The organism is Microbacterium sp. NPDC078814 (assembly GCF_040702645.1).
Taxonomy (GTDB): domain Bacteria; phylum Actinomycetota; class Actinomycetes; order Actinomycetales; family Microbacteriaceae; genus Microbacterium.
Map to the genome: position 1 here is coordinate 138078 of NZ_JBFBLT010000007.1, position 17117 is coordinate 155194.

Genomic DNA, 17117 nt, shown 5'->3' on the forward strand with positions numbered 1-17117 from the left:
ATTGAGACATGTCCAACGGCGGGTCCGTCTGCGGGCCGATCTCCAGCTACTCCCGGGTGCGCATCCTGCACCTCCTCTTCGAGGCCGGGCACTCCGGTGCCTCCGGAGAACTCGCGATCGGCGACCTGTGCGAGGCCACCGGCCTGCACCCGAACACGGTGCGCGAGCACCTGCAGCGGCTCATCGAGGGCGGCTACGTCATCCCGACCGTGGAGCACCGCACCACCCGGGGGCGCCCGCGCACGCTGTACCGCGCGGCCACCGGGGCCCCGGACGCCTCCAGCCCGGTCGCACGGAACAAGGCCAAGGCCGCCGCCCGTCGCGGCGACCTGCTCCGGAGCGTCCTCCCCGGCACCGGGACCGCCCTCGGGAAGGACGCCACCTACCAGCTCGACGCGCTCGTCGAGCACCTGGAGGAGAGCGGCTTCGAGCCGGTCGTGGACGACCGCGGTCTGACCGTCGATCTGAGTCCGTGCCCGCACGCGGCCGGCCGGCCGGAGGACCGCCCGATGCTGTGCCAGGTGCATCTCGGGCTGATGCAGGGCATCCTTGCAGAAGCGGGGGGTCCGCTCGAAGCCGAGTGCGTGCGCGAGGCCGCGCTGCCCTCCGAATGCACCGTGCAGCTGCGCGACACCGCCGCGCAGGCGTCGAACAGAACGGGAGTCGCTCATGGAATGGCTTGATCCGCTCGCCCTGGCCCGATGGCAGTTCGGCCTGACGACCGTCTACCACTACCTCTTCGTCCCGCTGACGATCGGCATGGCGCTCGTCGCCGCCATCTTCCAGACGGCGTGGGTACGTACCGGCAAGGTGCAGTACCTGCACCTCACCCGCTTCTTCGGCAAGATCTTCCTCATCAACTTCGCGATGGGGGTCGTCACCGGCATCGTGCAGGAGTTCCAGTTCGGTATGAACTGGTCGGACTACTCCCGCTTCGTCGGCGACGTCTTCGGCGCCCCGCTCGCCTTCGAGGGCCTGCTGGCGTTCTTCTTCGAGGCGACCTTCATCGGCCTCTGGATCTTCGGCTGGGACAAGCTCCCGCAGAAGATCCACCTGGCCACCATCTGGTGCGTCTCGATCGGCAGCATCCTGTCGGCGTACTTCATCATCGCCGCCAATGCGTTCATGCAGAACCCGGTCGGCTACACGTACAACGAGGTGACCAACCGCGCCGAGCTCACCGACTTCTGGGCGCTGCTGACGAACCCCGTCGCCCTCGCCGCGTTCCCGCACACCATCTTCGGCGCGCTCATGTTCGCCGCGGGTGTCGTCATCTCGGTGTCCGCTTGGCACCTGGCCCGCGGGCAGCACTTCGACACCATGCGCGTCTCGCTGAAGTTCGGCCTCTGGGCGATGATCTTCTCCACCGCGGGCGTCGTGCTCACCGGCGACCAGCTCGGTCTGGCGATGTACGCCGCGCAGCCGATGAAGATGGCCGCCGCCGAGGCGACGTTCAACACCGTCTGCGGCGCCGATGCCTCCTTCAGCATCTTCACGCTGGGCACGCCGGACGGCAGCTCGGAGCTGTTCTCGATCCGGGTGCCGTACCTGCTGTCGCTGCTGTCGACCCACACGCTCGACGCCTGTGTGCACGGCATCAACGACCTGAACGCCGAGTACGCCCAGACCTATGCGAGCACCGGTCTCACCGACTTCGCCCCTGTTCTGTGGATCACCTACTGGTCGTTCCGCTGGATGATCGGCCTCGGCATGGCCGCCGCCCTCGTCGCCGTCGCCGGCCTCTGGGTCACCCGCAAGAAGGCCACCAAGCCGGTCGCGCCGTGGATGTGGAAGGTCGCGATCTGGTCGTTCCCGCTCGCGCTCGCCGCCAACATCATGGGCTGGGTGTTCACCGAGATGGGTCGACAGCCCTGGATCGTGTTCGGTCTGATGTCCACCCGCGACGGCGTCTCGCCCGGCGTGAGCGGACTCGAGGTCCTGATCTCGCTGATCGCCTTCACCGCGATCTACGCCGCGCTGGCCGTGGTCGAGGTCCGGCTGATCGTCAAGGCCGCCCAGAAGGGGCCGGACACCGACGAACAGCCCCATGAGGAGACGGCTCAGCTGCCGTCGGTCGTGTACTGAGAGGAACGAGCATCATGGATCTCGCAACGATCTGGTTCTGGGTGGTCGCCTTCCTGTTCGTCGGCTACTTCGTCCTCGACGGGTTCGACTTCGGTGTCGGCATGTCGCTGCCGTTCCTCGGCAAGAACGACGTGTCGCGCCGACAGGTCATCAACACGATCGGTCCCGTGTGGGACCTCAACGAGACGTGGGTCATCGTGGCCGGGGCCTCGCTCTTCGCCTCGTTCCCCGAGTGGTACGCCACGCTGTTCAGCGGGTTCTACCTGCCGCTGCTGCTCATCCTGCTCGCGCTCATCCTCCGCGGCGTCTCGTTCGAGTACCGCCATCAGCGGGAGAGCCGGAAGTGGAAGCAGGGCTTCGACCGGATGATCGTGATCGGCTCGGTCGTCCCGGCGCTGCTCTGGGGCGTCGCCTTCGGCAACATCGTGCAGGGGGTGGCGATCGATGAGAACCACATCTACGTCGGCGGCTTCTTCTCGCTGCTCAACCCGTACGCGCTGCTGGTCGGCGTGACGACCCTGCTGCTCTTCTTCCTGCACGGCGTGCTGTTCGTCGCGCTGAAGACGGACGGCCAGGTGCACGAGGACGCGCAGAAGCTCGCGAAGAAGGCCGCCATCCCGACGATCCTCGTCGCGGCCGCGACGGTGATCTGGACGGTCGCGATCGCGATGGGCCGCGAGGCTCCGCTGCTCTGGCTCGTCATCGGAGCCGGTGCGCTCGCGGCGGTCAGCCTGATCGCGGCGGTCGGCTTCTCGCTGGTCCATCGCGAGGGGTGGGCGTTCTTCTCCGGCATGCTCACGGTCATGTTCGCCGTCGTCATGCTGTTCTCCGCCCTGTTCCCGTTCGTCATGCCGTCGACCATCGATCCGGCGTACAGTCTCACGATCGCCAACGCGTCCAGCACTCCGTATACGCTGCAGATCATGAGCTGGACCGCGCTGATCGCCCTCCCGCTGGTCATCGCGTACCAGACCTGGACCTACTGGGTGTTCCGCAAGCGCGTCACCCGCCGGTCGATCGAGGGGGCTCCGGCGCACGCGTGAAACCCGTCGATCCGAGGCTGCTCCGATACGCGGCCGCCGCCCGGGGGTTCCTCCTGGCGTCGGCCGCGATCGGCGTCTTCCAGACCGCGGTGACGATCGCCTTCGCGTGGCTCCTCACCGAGGCGGTCGTCGGGGCGATCGCGGGGCGCGATGTCACCGTGACCCTGGTCTGGCTGCTCGGGGCCGCTCTCCTTCGGGGTCTGCTCATCGCCGCCTCCGACGCCGCGGGCACGCAGGCCGCCGCCCGCACCGGGATGCAGCTGCGGGCCGCGCTCGTGGCGGCCGTCGGACGCCTCGGCCCCGGGTGGCTCGCGCAGCGGAATCAGACGCAGATCGCCGTCACCGCCGGTCACGGCCTGGAAGCCCTCGACGCGTACTTCGCGCGGTACATCCCGCAGCTCGTGCTCACCGTCATCGCGACGCCGGTGCTCGTCGCGGTCATGTGGTGGCAGGACTGGCCGAGCGGGCTCACCGCCGTCATCACCCTGCCGCTCATCCCGCTCTTCCTCATCCTCATCGGCATCGCGACCCGCACGGTGCAGAAGAAGCAGTGGCAGACGCTGCAGCACCTCGCCGCCCGCTTCGCCGACACGGTGCAGGGGCTGTCGACGCTGCGGCTGTTCGGCCGGGACCGTCGGGCGGCCGACCGCATCGAGGCGACCGCCGACGAGTACCGCCGCGAGACCATGAAGGTGCTGCGGTTCTCTTTCCTGTCGGGGTTCGCGATGGAGCTGCTGTCGTCGCTCGCGGTCGCGCTCATCGCGGTCGCGGTCGGGTTCCGGCTGCTGTCGGGCGACCTGAGCCTGGAGGTCGGTCTCTTCGTGCTGCTGCTCGCCCCGGAGGCCTTCCTCCCCATCCGTCAGGTAGGCGTGCAGTTCCACGCGGCGGCCGAGGGCGTCGCGGCCACGGAAGACGTGTTCGACGTGCTGGACGCGGCGCGCGACCGGGACCGGGGCGGCATGCGCCCGCACGACCTCGGCACGGACGCACGACCGAACCCCGTGGACTCGTCCGGCAGCCGGGTCGACGTCGTGCCGGCGGGGCGGGAACTCGTGGTGGAGGGACTCCGCGTGCGGGACCTCCCGCCGGTGTCCTTCGTCGCGGAGCCGGGGTCGGTGACCCTGATCGAGGGGCCGAGCGGCTCCGGGAAGTCGAGTCTGCTCGCCGCCCTCCGCGGGGCGGTGGAGTCCACGGGCACGGCGACCTGGGGCGGACGGGACATCGCCGAGCTCGCACCGTCCGACTGGCTCGCCTGGGCCGGGCAGACGCCGGGGCTGATGCGCGGCACGGTCGCGGAGAACGTCGCCCTCGGGGATGCCGGTCCCGACCTCGCCCGTGTTCGCCGGGCGCTTGACGCCGCGTGCGCCGAGGGAATCGAGGCCGACCGTGTGCTGGGTGTGCAGGGCGCAGGGCTGTCGGGAGGACAGGCGCAGCGCGTCGCGGTGGCCAGGGCGCTGTACCGCCACGACGGAATGCCGGAGCGGATGCTCGCGCTCGATGAGCCCTCCAGCGCCCTCGACGCCGACACCGAGGAGCGGCTGTGGCGGTCGCTGCGCGCGCGAGCGGATGCCGGCGCCACCGTCCTGCTCGTCTCGCACCGCCGCTCGGCCAGGGACATCGCCGACCGGATCGTGGCGCTGGGGGTGAGCGCATGAACGAGACGACCCGCAGCGACCGGGTCCGGGAGGTGCTCCGGCTCGCGCAGCCGCCGTTCCGCCGCTTCCTCCCCGGGCTGATCTGGGGCGTGCTGTCGGCGGCCGCCGCCGTGAGCCTCCTCGCGGTGAGCGGCTGGCTGATCGTGAGCGCGTCGATCGTCGACTCCCTCGTGCCGCTGTCCATCGCGGTCGTCGGGGTGCGGTTCTTCGCCGTGACCAGGGCCGTCACGCGGTACCTCGAGCGGCTGAGCGGTCACGACGCCGCCCTCCGACAGCTCGCCACGACCCGGTCCGACATGGTGCGCCGCCTCATCCCGCTCTCGCCGGCGGGGCTCGGCGCGACGGACCGGGGCCAGGTGCTCGCGGCCCTCGTCGACGACGTCGAGAACCTGCAGAACCTCCCGCTCCGGGTCGTGCAGCCGCTCGCCGCCTCGGGCGTCGTCGCCCTGGGGGCCGTCGGCTTCCTCGCCTTCGTGTCGCCGCCCGCCGCGCTGACCCTCGCCGTCTGCCTCCTCGTCGCCGCGCTCGCCGCCGTCGGGCTGGGCTGGATCTTCGGCTCCCGTGCGGAGGCCGCGGTGTCGGCGCGTCGGGCTGAGGTGTCCGCCGCCCTCGTTGACTACTTCGGCAGCCTCGACGTGCTGCTCGCGTTCGGCGCGGAGTCACAAGCCCGAGAGCGGATCCGCGTCGCGGATGCCGCCCTGCGTCGGGTCGTCGGCCGGGCGTCGCTGGCGCAGGCCGTCGCCGCCGGCGTCGTCTCGCTGATGGCCGGCGCCGCCTCGGTGTGGGCGCTGGCGGTGGCGGCCCCGGGTCTCGCCACCGGAGCCATCGACGCTCCGTGGCTCGCGGTCGCCGTGCTCGTGCCGATGGTCGTGTTCGAGGTGTTCGGCGCCGTGCCCATCGCGGCAGCCTCGTGGCGGAGCGTCCGCTCGAGTGCGGAGCGCATCGTGGACGTGCTGCCCGAACAGATGCCGCCGGAGCTGCGGACCGACGCGGGGGAGGACGTCGCGGTCGACGGCGTCCCCGCGCTCACGCTGCGGGGAGCCACGGCGCACTGGCCCGGAGGAGCGGCGGCGCTGACCGGGGTGGACCTCGACCTCGCGCCCGGCGAGCGGGTGCTCGTCTCCGGGGCGAGCGGGGCGGGCAAGAGCTCGCTGGCGGCCGCGCTCGTGGGCTTCCTCCGCGTGGACGGCGAGTACCGGATCGGCGATCTCGACGCGGCGGCGCTGTCCGGACCGTCGCTGCGCCGCGTCGTCGGCCTATGCGAGCAGCAGCCGCAGCTCTTCGACGAGGACGTGCGGCAGAACCTCCTCTTCGCCAGGGACACGGCCACCGACGAAGAACTCCTCGCCGTGCTCGACCGTGTGGGACTCGCGGCGTGGGTGCGCGAGCGCGGAGGGCTCGATGCGCGGGTGGGCGACCGCGGTGCGCTGGTGTCCGGCGGTCAGGCGCAGCGGATCGCTCTGGCTCGCGCGCTGCTCCGCGGCTTCCCGGTGCTCGTGCTGGACGAGCCGACGGCGGGCGTCGACCCCGAGGCCTCAGACGCTCTCCTGCGCGACCTGCTGCAGGCGACGGGGGAGCAGTCGGTGCTGCTCATCTCGCACGTGGCGCCGCCCGCGGGGACGGTCGACCGGGCCGTGCGGATCGAGGGCGGCCGGACGGTCTGAGCCTCAGCCGACGAGGTTCATGTCGGCGGGCGGCTCCATCACGATGCCCTGCGCCTCGAACGCGCGACGGCGCTCCTCGATCCGGCGGTGCATCTCGACCTGGGCCTCGTCCACCACACGCGGGTCGAGGTCGACCGTCGGCGGATGCGGGTCGCCGTGGTGCGCGGCGATGTACGCATCGAGCTCGGGGCCGCTGGTCCAGGAGGTGATGAGCGCGTACCGGGGGCCTGTCCCGCGATGCCACACGGCATGCCAGAAGCGCTGCGTGTCGACGATGATCCGGGAGCCGGCGCGCAGCGGCAGCCGGACCTCGGTGGCCGGGTCGAACCGGTCGGAGCGGAGGATGAGCATCGAGTCGGTGTCGTCGGTGAGGTTGTAATACCCGCGGACCACCCAGCCCGTGCCCGGCTCGTTGAGGCGGTTGTTGTCGTCCTGGTGCAGGTTGTAGATCGCGTCGGCGTAGTCGTTCGGCTGGAGCTCGATGACCCGGCAGCGGCCGACGCCGGCGCCGGGGGCCAGGGCACGGCGCTGCAGGGTCGAGGCGATCGCGACCTGCGAGGGAATCCAGACGCCGTCCTTGTCGGTGCGCGGCGGCGTGTGGTTCCAGAAGCCGTTGCAGTCGATCTCGCCCGCGTAGCTCGTCAGGGGTGCGAAGCGGGTGATGCCGGAGGAGCGCCAGCCGACGTACTCGAGGTCCTGCCACTCGGACGGGTCCACCGGGGTGGTCTCGTCGTCGAGGACCACGTATCCGGTCTCGGCGAGCGCCGCAGACGTGATGAATCCCATGCTGCTTGCATCCTTCCCGTCGTTCTGCCCCCGGAGGCGGCGGGTTCTTAGGCAATCCTAATCCCGACCTCCCCTCGCCGACCCACCCCCTTGCGTGTGTCCCACCCCCTTTCGGCCGCACGCAGAGGGGTGGCTCGGCCGGAAGGGGGTGGGTCGGCGAGGGATATCCTGAGGCCATGACGCAGCCCCAGGGTGCCCTTCTCGTGGGCAGTGTGAACTTCGACGACGCCGAGACGACGATGCGCACCGCGGCGGAGCTGCTCGGCGACCGGTTGCGTCGCATCCCGGACGGCGAGGTGGGCAAACGGTTCCACTGGATCATGTTCCAGCCCGACGTCATCGGCCAGGCGGACGGCATCGAGCGGATCGGCGACGAGCCCATCCCGTTCCCCGCCGGAATCGACGCCCGGGGCCTCCGGATCGCCGAGGGCGTGGACCCGGCGACCATCGCGCTGCCTCCGCTGGGGTACGCCTCCGCGGCGATCGAGTCGTACGGGCTCTTCACCCGGCTGCGGGAGGAGGGAGTGGTCGCGGCGGGCACCCGGTTCCAGGTGTCGCTGCCCACCCCGCTCGCCGTCATCTCCTCGTTCTTCCACGGCGACGACCGGGCCGCGATCGAGCCCGTGTACACCGCCGCGATGCTCCGCGAGCTCGACGAGATCCTCACCGTGATCCCCCACCAGGACCTCGCGGTGCAGTGGGACGTCGCGAGCGAGATGGGGATCCTCGAGGGTGCCTCCGGCTACGGCGCCGTCATGGAGGCGTGGTGGCCCGGCGACCCGTTCGACGGCCTCGTCTCGCGTCTGGCCGCCCTCGTCGACGCCGTCCCGGACGACGTCGAGGTGGGCGTGCACCTCTGCTACGGCGACGCGGGGGAGAAGCACTTCTTCGAGCCGACCGACGCCGCCTCCCTCGTCGGCTACGCCAACGCCGTCATCGCCGCGGCCCACCGGCCGCTCACGTGGCTGCACCTTCCCGTGCCGATCGGCCACGATGACGAGGCCTACTTCGCCCCGCTCACCGCGCTCACCCCGGTCGAGGAGCTCTACCTCGGCCTCGTGCACCGGGAGGACGGCGCGGAGGGTGCGCGTCGCCGGATCGCCGCCGCCGTCCCGTTCGCGCCGGAGTTCGGCGTCGCCACGGAGTGCGGCATCGGGCGCGCCCCCGCCGGCTCCACGGAGGGCATCCTCCGCGCCCACGCCGAGGTCGCCGCCGCCTGGTGACCCGCCGATTCGCGCGCTCGGCCCCGGTGTCGTAAACTGATCCGCGGTGACGTGTCCGAGCGGCCGAAGGTGCAACTCTCGAAAAGTTGTGTAGGGTAACCCCCTACCGTGGGTTCAAATCCCACCGTCACCGCCAGAATAGAAGCCCCGCATCCCGTTGGAAACACTGGGATCGCGGGGCTTTTTCTGTTTCCGGCGCTAGTCCGTGGACACCTCAGTGGACACATTCACCTTGGACCGAGCCTGATCGAGAGCGTCGGCAACAGCGTTCAGATCGTCGTCAAACAGGTCGCTGTAGACGTCCAGCGTCATCGCTGCGGAGGCGTGTCCAAGCATCCTCTGCACGGCTTTCACGTTCGCGCCGGCCGAGATGGCCAGTGACGCCGCCGTGTGTCTCAATGAGTGCGGGGAGACCTTCGGGAACGTCGGATCCTTGGCCTGAGCTCGCTTCACCGACGCCGCGAACCACCCATCCCGAGAGTTGGGTAGGCGCATGTGATCGTGACCGTCTCCGAACAGGATCGAGTCGGCTCCTCGTCGTGACGCGACAAGGAGCGCGATTTGGTCAGCGAGGAACGCTGGATAGGGGACCGACCGAGACGCGTGAGTCTTGGGCGTACCTACGTGAACGACGGAACCGACCATGACGGCGTTCTCATGCACGTTCAGGCGATGTTGCCGCAGATCAACGTCGCGAACACGCAGCCCCGTCACCTCGCCCCACCGCAGCCCCGTGTAGGCCAGCACCTCGACCAGCAGGCCGTTCGTCCCGGCTGCCGTCGACAGGTGGGCGACCTGCTCATGCGTCAGGTAGGTTTTCCTCTGAGCGACCTTTCGCGGGAGGTTCACACCTCGAGCCGGGTTGGACGACAGGCGCCGATCCTTCACCGCCACATCGAGGATGCCGGCGAGTACGCCGTAGATCCTCAGCACGGATGTCGCCGACAGCTCAGCCGTCAGCGTGGTCACCCATGCCTGCACGTCGCTGTGCCGGATGGCGCCGACGCTGCGCTTGCCCCACTGGGGCTCCACGTACAGCCGCCAGGCGCTCTCGACGGGCCTCAGAGACGACGGCTTGAGGTGTGACTGGCCAGCGAGCCAATCGGCCCCTAGAGCGCCGATCGTCGCCTTGCTGTCGGCCGGGTCAACAAACGTCCCCTGACTCTTCGACGACTCGATGCTGTGCAGAAACTCGCGTGCATCACGCTTCGTCGTGAAGCCACGCTTCGATGTCTGCTTTCGGTCGGGCGTCCGGTAGCGGACGCGATAGAGCGTCTTCCCGCCTGCCGTGTACGGCTCAATCGTCGCCATCGCGCGAGTCCGGTTGCAGCGTCTCCGCGTCTTGTAGGTTCTTGACACGTCGCTCATCGGCCAGAGTCCGATCAAACTCTGCGGCTAGGGCAGTTTCGTACTGGCGAACTTCACTCGTTAGCGCGTCCGGAAGCCAACTGAGGTCTACCGCGGGGAGTCTTCCAAGTCGGCTAAGGAGGCCACTGACTCGAGCGAGAATCGTCTCCAGTTGGCGCTCGTAGTGTTCCGTCTCGTCGAAAATTACGACGCCACCGTTGGTCAGCGTTATCGCGTCGTCACCACTGGGGCGATCACCGAGTTCGTCCCACTCGTGCATCGCCTCGACGAGATCGCGGAGCAGCCGCGCTGACACGCTCGCGGTCCACGCCCAATCCTTGCCCGTGCGAAGCGTCGGGAGTGACGCGCCCGACAGGATCGAGATCCATCGGTCGAAGTCGTCTGCCCTCATCGATGAGATGGGTTCGCTCACGTTGGGAAGGTCCACGCGCGCCATCCGGTCGTTCATGGGTGCCAGCAGAAACAGCGGCGAGATCTCCAGGGCGAACGCGATCTCAAGCAACTGTGTGACCGAGATGTCCGCCTTTCGTCCGCTCTCGATGTTCTGGATGACCGATGTAGTGATGCGCTCGTTCGGGATCGCATCCGCCAGATCGGCCGCCTTGTCGAACCCGGCCTTCCGTCTGAAGAGGGCGATTCGGTCGCCGATGGGGTTTGGCTTCGTCATTTTCACAATCCTAGGTGGTACCAGTTGCCATTTGGGGGAATCAGGGGGTACGCTGTAGATATAACAGACGAGCGCTCGCGCGATTGTCAGTTTGACAGCTTGCTGGAGTAACAGCCCGACAAGGCCCATCAGGGAACCGGGGACAGGCCGTAACCGCCTACGAGGACAGTGAGTAGCGATCCCAACGATGTGATCGCGGCAGCTACACGAGAGGAGAAGCAATGGATGAGCTGCTTACACCGGAAGAGGTCGCGGAGTGGTTCAAGACGTCGACCAAGATGCTCGCCAATGATCGCTACCTGGGTCGCGGTCCGCGGTTCATCAAGGTGGGGAAGTACGTCCGCTATCGCGTCGCGGACTGCAAGGCCTATCTCGACGCCAACCAGTACACGCGCACCGATACGCGTGTGCCCGCCTAACAAGAAAAAGAAGGCCCAGACCGGCGGCAACCGGATCTGAGCCAAGTAGTCAAATGAAGGAGATTCGAAATGACTAGTCACACCAGTAAAGCAGATTCGCGCACCAAGCGCACCTTGTTGGCAGCGGGGGTGGAGAGCAAAGCAGCAACTCCACCCCCAACCCGCCGCGACCCCGGTTGGGAAGAGTACTCGGCCGCCTATCTCCGCGCGCACCCTGAGGTGTCCGCAGCAGCGCCCTCGTGGACCGAGGAACTCGAGTTCCTCGACATCGAAGACGAGGTGGAGGGAACTGTCTTCTCCTTCTCTCGGACGATCCGGGACGTGGAGATCTATGGCGGTGGACGCCTCCACCCGGATGGCCGCGTCGAGCTCTACGACAACGGGGTTCCGAACATTTACATCCGTGAGGAACTTCGCGCCGACCAAGACCCGGATGTGGCGCGTTGGGCGATGGACGTGGCCGAAGACCTTGTTGCCGCAGCGTTGTTGTTGAAAGGCGAGCCTAGGTTGCTGAAGCGCGATGCGGCTACGGAGGAAGCGCTTCGGGAGCGGGAACAGTGAGCGCGCAGACGATCACGCGTCCGACTCCGACCCACACACGAACCGATGTCGTGAATCACTGGGTACACAAGTCGGCGATCCTCGCAGGCGTGGTCAACGGCGAACCTGCCCGTGCTCTCTGTGGCGTGATCTTCGTCCCGTCGTCCCAGGGTGGGGGGTCTACAGAGGACACGACTGCGAGCCTGTGCCTGCCGTGCCAAAGCGTCTACGCCGGGTTGCCGTCATGAACGCGACCGAGATGCAGGCGCGCAACTTGCGGCCGGACCTGTTCGCGATCGCGGACGACCTACTCGAGGCCGAGTTGATCCGCGCGGGCGGGCTGAGCTTCGATCGCGTCGAGCGCTAGACCCACTGCCCCTCACCGCCGGCCTGGTGAGGGGCAGTGCCCAACTGAACAGAGAAAGGAGGAGGGATGAGCGACTTTCGATTTACCGGCCGATGGTTGAACGACCGTCGAGTCATGGGCTTGACCGGTGACGACTTCAAGGCATTCATCTGCGCTGGGGCGTGGATGGTGGAGAACCGCACGGACGGACGAGTCACGGCAGACGACCTCGACTTCATCCCCCGCTTCAACAGAAACAGCGTAAAGGGGATCGTCGCAGCCGGCCTATGGCGGCAGGACGCCAACGGGTGGTTGATGGCCGACTATCAAGCCACCCAGACCAGCAGAGCCGAGTTCGAGACGTTGGAGAACAACCGACGTCGCGAGCGAGAGAAGAAGGCGAGGCAGAGAGCTTCAAAGGGGGATGTCCCGGGGGATGTCCCGGGGGACATGTCCCAGGGGACAGCACAGGCAAGGCAGGACAGGCAGGCAGGGAATACAGGGGGTGTCAGTTTCAGCGAAAACGAGCCGTTCATGAATGAGCAATCGGGTGCGGTCTTCGACTGGGACACGGCCCCGATTCCTGATGGCGAGTGGGGGAGTACGGATGCTCCCGGGAACGTGCTTGGTGGTGTGAGGTGAATCGCCCGATCACGATCATGCCGGCGACGTGCCACACCTGTTGGCCGTGGGTCCGATGGTTCCGCACCGGCTCTGGGGCATGGGTGCGACAGGAACAACACGAAACACACTGCACCGTGTTTCCGAAGGTGCAGAGAACAGGGGGACCGTGACCATATCCATCGTCATGCTCTGCGACGAGTGCGACAACATCTACGTCCCAGAAGGCCCACCCAACGGGCGTGAACCAGTCAGCCGGCTAGCGCACGCAGATGGGTGGGCCTCGACATTTCACAAGGGCAGATGGTCGAACACCTGCCCGGACCACGAGAAGAACTAGGAGCAACACCAACATGACTGAGAACCCCAACTACATCTCCCGGGCTCACCCCGTGCGGGTCATCCTCGACAACGCTGCACACGGTCGACAGCCGAGCTCGAACGACCTCGACCAGCTACTCACCGACGTGTCAAACGAGCGACTGCCCAGCGGTCACAGCCTCGACGCGTTCCGCGCGGACATCATTCGTGAAGCCCGACGCATCGCCGCGATCAACGGAACCGGCGCCCACGCCAACGCGACGGTAGAGGCCGAAGCAGCAGCAGCCAAACTCGCCGGCCGGATGAGCAACGAGCAGCGAGCACTCAACACCAGCCAGACGAAAAGCAGCGACCGCGAAGTCGAAGACATCGTGGCCCGAGTGTTCGACAACTGAGGAGACCCATGTACGCAACTACGAAGATTTCCCGCATCGACGGGGACAGCATCCGAGCCCTCACCGAGATCCCGCGCATCCTAAGCGAGAACGGCGTCAAGGTGCCCAAGGATGTTCTCGAAGCGACCGCCCGTCACGCTGAGATCGTCGCCAAGATCAAGGTCATCGGGGAGGGAACAGACAGCGACTCGGCCCAGCAGTCAGCAGCACGTGCACTCGCTGACGGAACAGCCACCCCCGAACAGGTGACACTCGCAGCAGCCGCACAGTCGATTGCGCAGCGTGACCCCAGCTCCCCGTACCAGAAGATCCTCAACCAAGGCCGGGATATGGCCGCACAGGATCTCAAGACCGTACTAGCCGAGCACGGCGAGAAGTGGATCACGGGCATCATCCGACCGGCACTCAAGACCGCGATCACAACACTGTCTACCGAGACAGCACACGCGCCCGAGTACGACGCATTCCGTGACCCGAATGCCGCCGAGCACTGGCTGAGCAACCCGCGAGTAGTCGAAGCGTGGGAAGCCATCACCGGACTGTACGAGGTAGCGCGACGCCTGCGCCGCTACCGCATCGTACCCGCCGCCCAACGCCGCAACGACTGGTTCGAGTGGGCAGGAGACGGTGAGTACCACGAGCGACGAGGCGGTGACCACCTCATTGCGAGCCTGCGTGAGAACATGCGGCCCGACAACCTCACATGGTTCCTCATGGGCATGCAGTACGGGATGCAGCCCACTATCCACACCGACGCCGAAGCCGCCGCAGAGCAGGCACGCAGCAACAACTGATCGAACCGGAGTCCATCGAATCTGACAGGGCGACCGACAGGGTGCGGGGGACTCCTCCCGCACCCTGTCGGTCGCCGGGGATAGCCGCTCACGTTTTACGTGCGCGGTAACCCCGTTTTTTTACGAAAGGGAAATGCTATGGCTGATGACTTGTCTGATGTTTATGCGGAGTTGCGTAGGTTGCAGGAGCGGGTGAGGGTGTTGGAGACGGCGAACCCTCTTGAGGCGTCTTCGGTTACGAACGGTCGGGTTCGTTTCATCGGCGGGCTGCTGCTGATCGACTCAGACGGGACGCTGCAAATCGTAGGTACGTTGATCGGTAACGGGCAGTATCGATGGACGGGTCCATGGCGGCTTGAAGGGCCAGGGACGATCACCGGGAATGTGAATCAGACCGGCAACACTACGCAACAGGGGAACGTGAACCTTACCGGTGGCGGGAAGGTCACCGCTGGCAACGTCACGGTCGAGCCCAACCGGGTGACGGTGGGATCTGCGTGGTTGGAGGATGGCGAGCTGGTCTTGTCGAACGGCGCGAAGGTCGCGGTAGGTCTGACGGGTGGCACCTCGAGTATCGGCCTGCTGCCCGGTGGGTCGGCCGACATCTCTGTGAACACCCTCACCGCATGGCTGCGGGCGACGGGAGCGGCAGTGTCAGTCACGACGGCTCAGGCGCGCATTTCGGCACCAACGATCATCCTGGACACGTTGCCGACCGGCGCACCGTCTGGGGCGAAAGCGGTTCTCGTGGATCCGGCAAGCGGGAAGCTATATCGGGCGGCGTGACCGGCCGGAACGAACCATCCGAAAGAAGGAGAAACCAATGCAACGAGTGAAGATTTTCTACTGGCGTACCGGGCTCCAGGTGCCCGATTCCCCTCAGAGTTTCACCTACAGCGAGCTCGCGTGGATCCACGACGAGAACTTCATCAGAAACGAGGGCGAGGGTTGGACCGTAGTCGGCAACTCCGTGGTCACGGTCCTCGGTGAGAACGAGATCCTGATGGCTACCACGATGGTGCGTGAAGTTGACGATTCGGTTCCTGACACGCTCTGAAATCCTCAATCGGCACACACCCGTTGGCCCCGTATTGCTTCATGCAGTACGGGGCCGACTGCGTTAACACCGCTCCCCTACTCGAAGGAATGACACCTATGACCAATCGTCTTGTTTCTGTTGATACTGCGGACTACCGTCTTCCGCAGCCTGTGTTGGATGCGGCGGTCCTCTCTGATGAGAACGACCAGGCGGTCGCCGGGTTCCTGTCGTCCGCCACCCCATCTGCGTCGCAGGCGGTGGCGGATGACCGGTACGCGACAACGCTTCATGCCTCGGCGCATGGCGTTGTCGGCGACGGTGCAGCAGATGATGCCCCGGCTTTCCAAGCACTTCTCAGTAAGGCCGCAACGTTCGGAGCTTCCGTGACGCTCGAGGCAGGAACCACACTCCTGCTTGGTGCCGCAATCACTGTGCCGACCGGCACCCGCGTGTACGGCAACCGTGCGACGGTACGGAAGTCGGCCGCGCTGGCCTCAAGTGCGTTCGTGATCGCCGGCGTCTCGGACGTGACGATCGACGGGCTGCGCGTCGACGGGCAACGCGCACTGTTTGCTTCGTCGGAACACCAGCATGGCTTCTACATCGCACCGAACGCTCAGCGCATCACCCTCCGCGACGTCGAGGTGTTCAACTGCAACGGCGACGGCATCTACGTCGGCCACCAGGGCGGGGCGTCGAAGAACATCACGCTCATCAACGTGCACTCCTACGGCAACAACAGGCAGGGCATGTCGGTGAGCCACGTTTCGGGGCTGACCGCGATCGGATGCACGTTCCGCACGACGTCGGGAACCAACCCGCGGGCTGGCGTCGACATCGAACCGAACACCGGCACCGTCGTGTGCGAGAACATCAAGTTCGTCTCCTGCACCTTCTCCGGCAACGGACACTTCGGTTTCCTCGTCGCGTTCGCATACACGCCCACGGTGAACCAGGGCGGTATCGATCTGATGGGCTGCACCATCGAAGGGAACGGGGTGGACAGCGTCAACTTCGGCGGCGGGCTCAACCTCCGAGCTGCTCGCGACTTCACCATGACTGGCGGAGTCATCCGAAACAACGTAGGCCCCGGTGTCTTCATTGACTGGACCGCGATCTCACGAGGCATCAAGTTCCAGGGCGTGACGATTGAGGGCAACAGCCAGCACGGGTTCCATGTGCGCTCCGGCGTGGATGACCTCGCCATCACTGGCTGCACGATCCGCGACAACGGGACCGGCAACCCGGGAAGCTACGCCGGTTGCATCATCAACCCGCAGCTCGCTTCGACGAACATCCGTTACCTCGGGAACACGTCGGAGGGCGTGAGTCAGAGGTACGGCTTCCAGACCACGAACTCGGCCGCCATCACGCGAGTCATGCTCGTCGGGAACACCTACCGAGAAAACTCTCTGGGCGCCCGCAGCTTGGCCGATACGGCCTCCTCCCGCCTCGACCTAGATACGGTCGCAACGCCGACCGTCGCCGGATCGCGCGGTGGAAACGCAGCCCTGGCGTCGCTAATTACTGCGCTCACCGCGCGCGGCATCATCGTCGACGGCACTACCGCCTGAGGTGACGTCTCTCCGTGTGGCTCTATCAATTGGATAGCCGCACGGAGAGACGTCCTGCCATTAGAGAACTACTAACGAGCGGCCTAGACCACACCCGGCAAGTGCTCGACCGCTCCTGTGTTTGCGGGCTCCGGTACGAGGTACAAGCCGGTGGGAGCGTTGGCGGTGAAGGCAAGAGCGTCAACCCATGCGCGGTTGATAGCAGGCTGTCGGCTGCCCGCATACTTGAAAACAAGAGACGAACCAGCGTGAACCCACACGGTCGTGCGGCCGCCCCCGATGCTCGCATCGTCCTTCCAGGTGAACGCAAACGGCTCACCACGTCGGAGTTTCGCGGTGATGACGAGCTGGAGGTGTGTGAGCGCACGGTCCTCGATCTCAGTCTTCGGTCCGCCGTCGTAGATGAACTTGCCCATCACGGGTTCCTATCGCTCGTGGTCATACCCACAATCCCACCTAACAGCACGGACGGTCACCCCACTTCCCTGTGCGTCAGGATGGGGTGAGACACCAGCACTGCTGACCTTCGCACTGCACGGGGCGAGAACGGACCAATACTGAGATGACGATGACGGTT

General features: G+C 66.6%; 20 protein-coding genes and 1 tRNA gene. 17 read left to right on the top strand and 4 right to left on the bottom strand.

Translation table 11 applies throughout. The features are described from left to right. The first annotated feature begins 8 nt into the window (after positions 1–8). Genes AB0300_RS14840 through cydC form a run of 5 tightly spaced genes read left to right on the top strand, consistent with a single transcriptional unit; the run spans position 9 to position 6447 of the window. A complete protein-coding gene (locus AB0300_RS14840) occupies positions 9–683 on the top strand; it encodes an ArsR family transcriptional regulator (RefSeq protein ID WP_025105484.1) in 675 nt (224 codons plus the stop codon). Then, complete coding sequence (locus tag AB0300_RS14845) at positions 670–2085, top strand: cytochrome ubiquinol oxidase subunit I (protein ID WP_025105485.1); 1416 nt, start codon at positions 670–672, stop codon at positions 2083–2085. Before AB0300_RS14840 ends, AB0300_RS14845 begins: the two co-directional genes overlap by 14 nt. Positions 2086–2099: 14 nt before the next feature. Continuing rightward, the gene (gene cydB / locus AB0300_RS14850; RefSeq protein ID WP_366216293.1) at positions 2100–3128 is read left to right on the top strand and encodes a cytochrome d ubiquinol oxidase subunit II; all 1029 of its coding nucleotides are present in this window, start codon (positions 2100–2102) and stop codon (positions 3126–3128) included. Beyond that, complete coding sequence (cydD, locus tag AB0300_RS14855; RefSeq protein ID WP_366216294.1) at positions 3125–4783, top strand: thiol reductant ABC exporter subunit CydD; 1659 nt, start codon at positions 3125–3127, stop codon at positions 4781–4783. Before cydB ends, cydD begins: the two co-directional genes overlap by 4 nt. Then, positions 4780–6447 (top strand): thiol reductant ABC exporter subunit CydC, encoded by a 1668-nt coding sequence (gene cydC, locus AB0300_RS14860; protein ID WP_366216295.1) that lies wholly within the window; start codon positions 4780–4782, stop codon positions 6445–6447. Before cydD ends, cydC begins: the two co-directional genes overlap by 4 nt. A 3-nt stretch (positions 6448–6450) precedes the next feature. On the opposite strand, the gene AB0300_RS14865 is transcribed toward cydC, so the two are convergent. Continuing rightward, complete coding sequence (locus AB0300_RS14865) at positions 6451–7233, bottom strand: hypothetical protein (RefSeq protein ID WP_366216296.1); 783 nt, start codon at positions 7231–7233, stop codon at positions 6451–6453. 176 nt (positions 7234–7409) lie between these two features. Between AB0300_RS14865 and AB0300_RS14870 the strand changes: the two genes are divergently transcribed. Together AB0300_RS14870 and AB0300_RS14875 are read left to right on the top strand one after the other, a co-directional pair. Continuing rightward, complete coding sequence (locus AB0300_RS14870; RefSeq protein ID WP_366216297.1) at positions 7410–8456, top strand: hypothetical protein; 1047 nt, start codon at positions 7410–7412, stop codon at positions 8454–8456. A gap of 45 nt (positions 8457–8501) precedes the next feature. Beyond that, positions 8502–8592, top strand: a tRNA-Ser gene (locus tag AB0300_RS14875). Positions 8593–8654: 62 nt separating this feature from the next. On the opposite strand, the gene AB0300_RS14880 is transcribed toward AB0300_RS14875, so the two are convergent. Both AB0300_RS14880 and AB0300_RS14885 read right to left on the bottom strand, forming a co-directional pair. Further along, on the bottom strand, positions 8655–9767 hold the full coding sequence (locus AB0300_RS14880; protein ID WP_366216298.1) for a tyrosine-type recombinase/integrase: 1113 nt from the start codon (positions 9765–9767) through the stop codon (positions 8655–8657). Next, positions 9754–10491: a helix-turn-helix transcriptional regulator gene (locus tag AB0300_RS14885; protein ID WP_366216299.1), complete on the bottom strand. Its 738-nt coding sequence runs from the start codon at positions 10489–10491 to the stop codon at positions 9754–9756. Before AB0300_RS14885 ends, AB0300_RS14880 begins: the two co-directional genes overlap by 14 nt. A gap of 221 nt (positions 10492–10712) precedes the next feature. On the opposite strand from AB0300_RS14885, the gene AB0300_RS14890 reads away from it, so the two are divergent. The 10 genes from AB0300_RS14890 to AB0300_RS14935 all read left to right on the top strand — a co-directional run bounded on the left by AB0300_RS14890 (position 10713) and on the right by AB0300_RS14935 (position 16540). Further along, on the top strand, positions 10713–10910 hold the full coding sequence (locus AB0300_RS14890; RefSeq protein ID WP_366216300.1) for a DNA-binding protein: 198 nt from the start codon (positions 10713–10715) through the stop codon (positions 10908–10910). A gap of 69 nt (positions 10911–10979) precedes the next feature. After that, positions 10980–11471, top strand: coding sequence for a hypothetical protein (locus tag AB0300_RS14895; protein WP_366216301.1), 492 nt, complete (start codon positions 10980–10982; stop codon positions 11469–11471). A 50-nt stretch (positions 11472–11521) separates the two neighbouring features. Continuing rightward, entirely contained in the window at positions 11522–11698 is a 177-nt protein-coding gene (locus AB0300_RS14900) for a DUF3039 domain-containing protein (RefSeq protein WP_366216310.1), read from the top strand. After that, positions 11695–11817 (top strand): hypothetical protein, encoded by a 123-nt coding sequence (locus AB0300_RS14905; RefSeq protein WP_366216302.1) that lies wholly within the window; start codon positions 11695–11697, stop codon positions 11815–11817. The genes AB0300_RS14900 and AB0300_RS14905 overlap by 4 nt, the downstream gene beginning before the upstream one ends. Before the next feature lie 66 nt (positions 11818–11883). Beyond that, positions 11884–12438, top strand: a complete 555-nt coding sequence (locus AB0300_RS14910) for a hypothetical protein (RefSeq protein ID WP_366216303.1) — start codon at positions 11884–11886, stop codon at positions 12436–12438. 332 nt (positions 12439–12770) lie between these two features. After that, positions 12771–13133 carry a hypothetical protein gene (locus tag AB0300_RS14915; RefSeq protein WP_366216304.1) on the top strand — a complete coding sequence of 121 codons (363 nt, stop codon included), beginning with the start codon at positions 12771–12773 and terminating at the stop codon, positions 13131–13133. Between the two features lie 8 nt (positions 13134–13141). Beyond that, the gene (locus AB0300_RS14920; RefSeq protein WP_366216305.1) at positions 13142–13927 is read left to right on the top strand and encodes a hypothetical protein; all 786 of its coding nucleotides are present in this window, start codon (positions 13142–13144) and stop codon (positions 13925–13927) included. 138 nt (positions 13928–14065) lie between these two features. Continuing rightward, entirely contained in the window at positions 14066–14713 is a 648-nt protein-coding gene (locus tag AB0300_RS14925) for a hypothetical protein (protein ID WP_366216306.1), read from the top strand. Between the two features lie 37 nt (positions 14714–14750). Next, the gene (locus AB0300_RS14930; protein ID WP_366216307.1) at positions 14751–14984 is read left to right on the top strand and encodes a hypothetical protein; all 234 of its coding nucleotides are present in this window, start codon (positions 14751–14753) and stop codon (positions 14982–14984) included. Between the two features lie 98 nt (positions 14985–15082). Next, the gene (locus AB0300_RS14935; RefSeq protein WP_366216308.1) at positions 15083–16540 is read left to right on the top strand and encodes a right-handed parallel beta-helix repeat-containing protein; all 1458 of its coding nucleotides are present in this window, start codon (positions 15083–15085) and stop codon (positions 16538–16540) included. A gap of 83 nt (positions 16541–16623) precedes the next feature. Here the strand turns inward: AB0300_RS14935 and AB0300_RS14940 are convergent, their stop codons facing one another. Beyond that, entirely contained in the window at positions 16624–16956 is a 333-nt protein-coding gene (locus tag AB0300_RS14940; RefSeq protein WP_366216309.1) for an ATP-dependent DNA ligase, read from the bottom strand. Positions 16957–17117 lie beyond the last annotated feature (161 nt).

Excerpts from the sequence above, each read along its gene's own strand:
- AB0300_RS14840 (WP_025105484.1), top strand. The coding sequence starts at position 9 with ATGTCCAACGGCGGGTCCGTCTGCGGGCCGATCTCCAGCTACTCCCGG.
- AB0300_RS14845 (WP_025105485.1), top strand. The coding sequence starts at position 670 with ATGGAATGGCTTGATCCGCTCGCCCTGGCCCGATGGCAGTTCGGCCTG.
- cydB (WP_366216293.1), top strand. The coding sequence starts at position 2,100 with ATGGATCTCGCAACGATCTGGTTCTGGGTGGTCGCCTTCCTGTTCGTC.
- cydC (WP_366216295.1), top strand. The coding sequence starts at position 4,780 with ATGAACGAGACGACCCGCAGCGACCGGGTCCGGGAGGTGCTCCGGCTC.
- AB0300_RS14865 (WP_366216296.1), bottom strand. The coding sequence starts at position 7,233 with ATGGGATTCATCACGTCTGCGGCGCTCGCCGAGACCGGATACGTGGTC.
- AB0300_RS14870 (WP_366216297.1), top strand. The coding sequence starts at position 7,410 with ATGACGCAGCCCCAGGGTGCCCTTCTCGTGGGCAGTGTGAACTTCGAC.
- AB0300_RS14880 (WP_366216298.1), bottom strand. The coding sequence starts at position 9,767 with ATGGCGACGATTGAGCCGTACACGGCAGGCGGGAAGACGCTCTATCGC.
- AB0300_RS14885 (WP_366216299.1), bottom strand. The coding sequence starts at position 10,491 with ATGACGAAGCCAAACCCCATCGGCGACCGAATCGCCCTCTTCAGACGG.
- AB0300_RS14890 (WP_366216300.1), top strand. The coding sequence starts at position 10,713 with ATGGATGAGCTGCTTACACCGGAAGAGGTCGCGGAGTGGTTCAAGACG.
- AB0300_RS14895 (WP_366216301.1), top strand. The coding sequence starts at position 10,980 with ATGACTAGTCACACCAGTAAAGCAGATTCGCGCACCAAGCGCACCTTG.
- AB0300_RS14905 (WP_366216302.1), top strand. The coding sequence starts at position 11,695 with ATGAACGCGACCGAGATGCAGGCGCGCAACTTGCGGCCGGACCTGTTC.
- AB0300_RS14910 (WP_366216303.1), top strand. The coding sequence starts at position 11,884 with ATGAGCGACTTTCGATTTACCGGCCGATGGTTGAACGACCGTCGAGTC.
- AB0300_RS14915 (WP_366216304.1), top strand. The coding sequence starts at position 12,771 with ATGACTGAGAACCCCAACTACATCTCCCGGGCTCACCCCGTGCGGGTC.
- AB0300_RS14920 (WP_366216305.1), top strand. The coding sequence starts at position 13,142 with ATGTACGCAACTACGAAGATTTCCCGCATCGACGGGGACAGCATCCGA.
- AB0300_RS14925 (WP_366216306.1), top strand. The coding sequence starts at position 14,066 with ATGGCTGATGACTTGTCTGATGTTTATGCGGAGTTGCGTAGGTTGCAG.
- AB0300_RS14930 (WP_366216307.1), top strand. The coding sequence starts at position 14,751 with ATGCAACGAGTGAAGATTTTCTACTGGCGTACCGGGCTCCAGGTGCCC.
- AB0300_RS14935 (WP_366216308.1), top strand. The coding sequence starts at position 15,083 with ATGACCAATCGTCTTGTTTCTGTTGATACTGCGGACTACCGTCTTCCG.
- AB0300_RS14940 (WP_366216309.1), bottom strand. The coding sequence starts at position 16,956 with ATGGGCAAGTTCATCTACGACGGCGGACCGAAGACTGAGATCGAGGAC.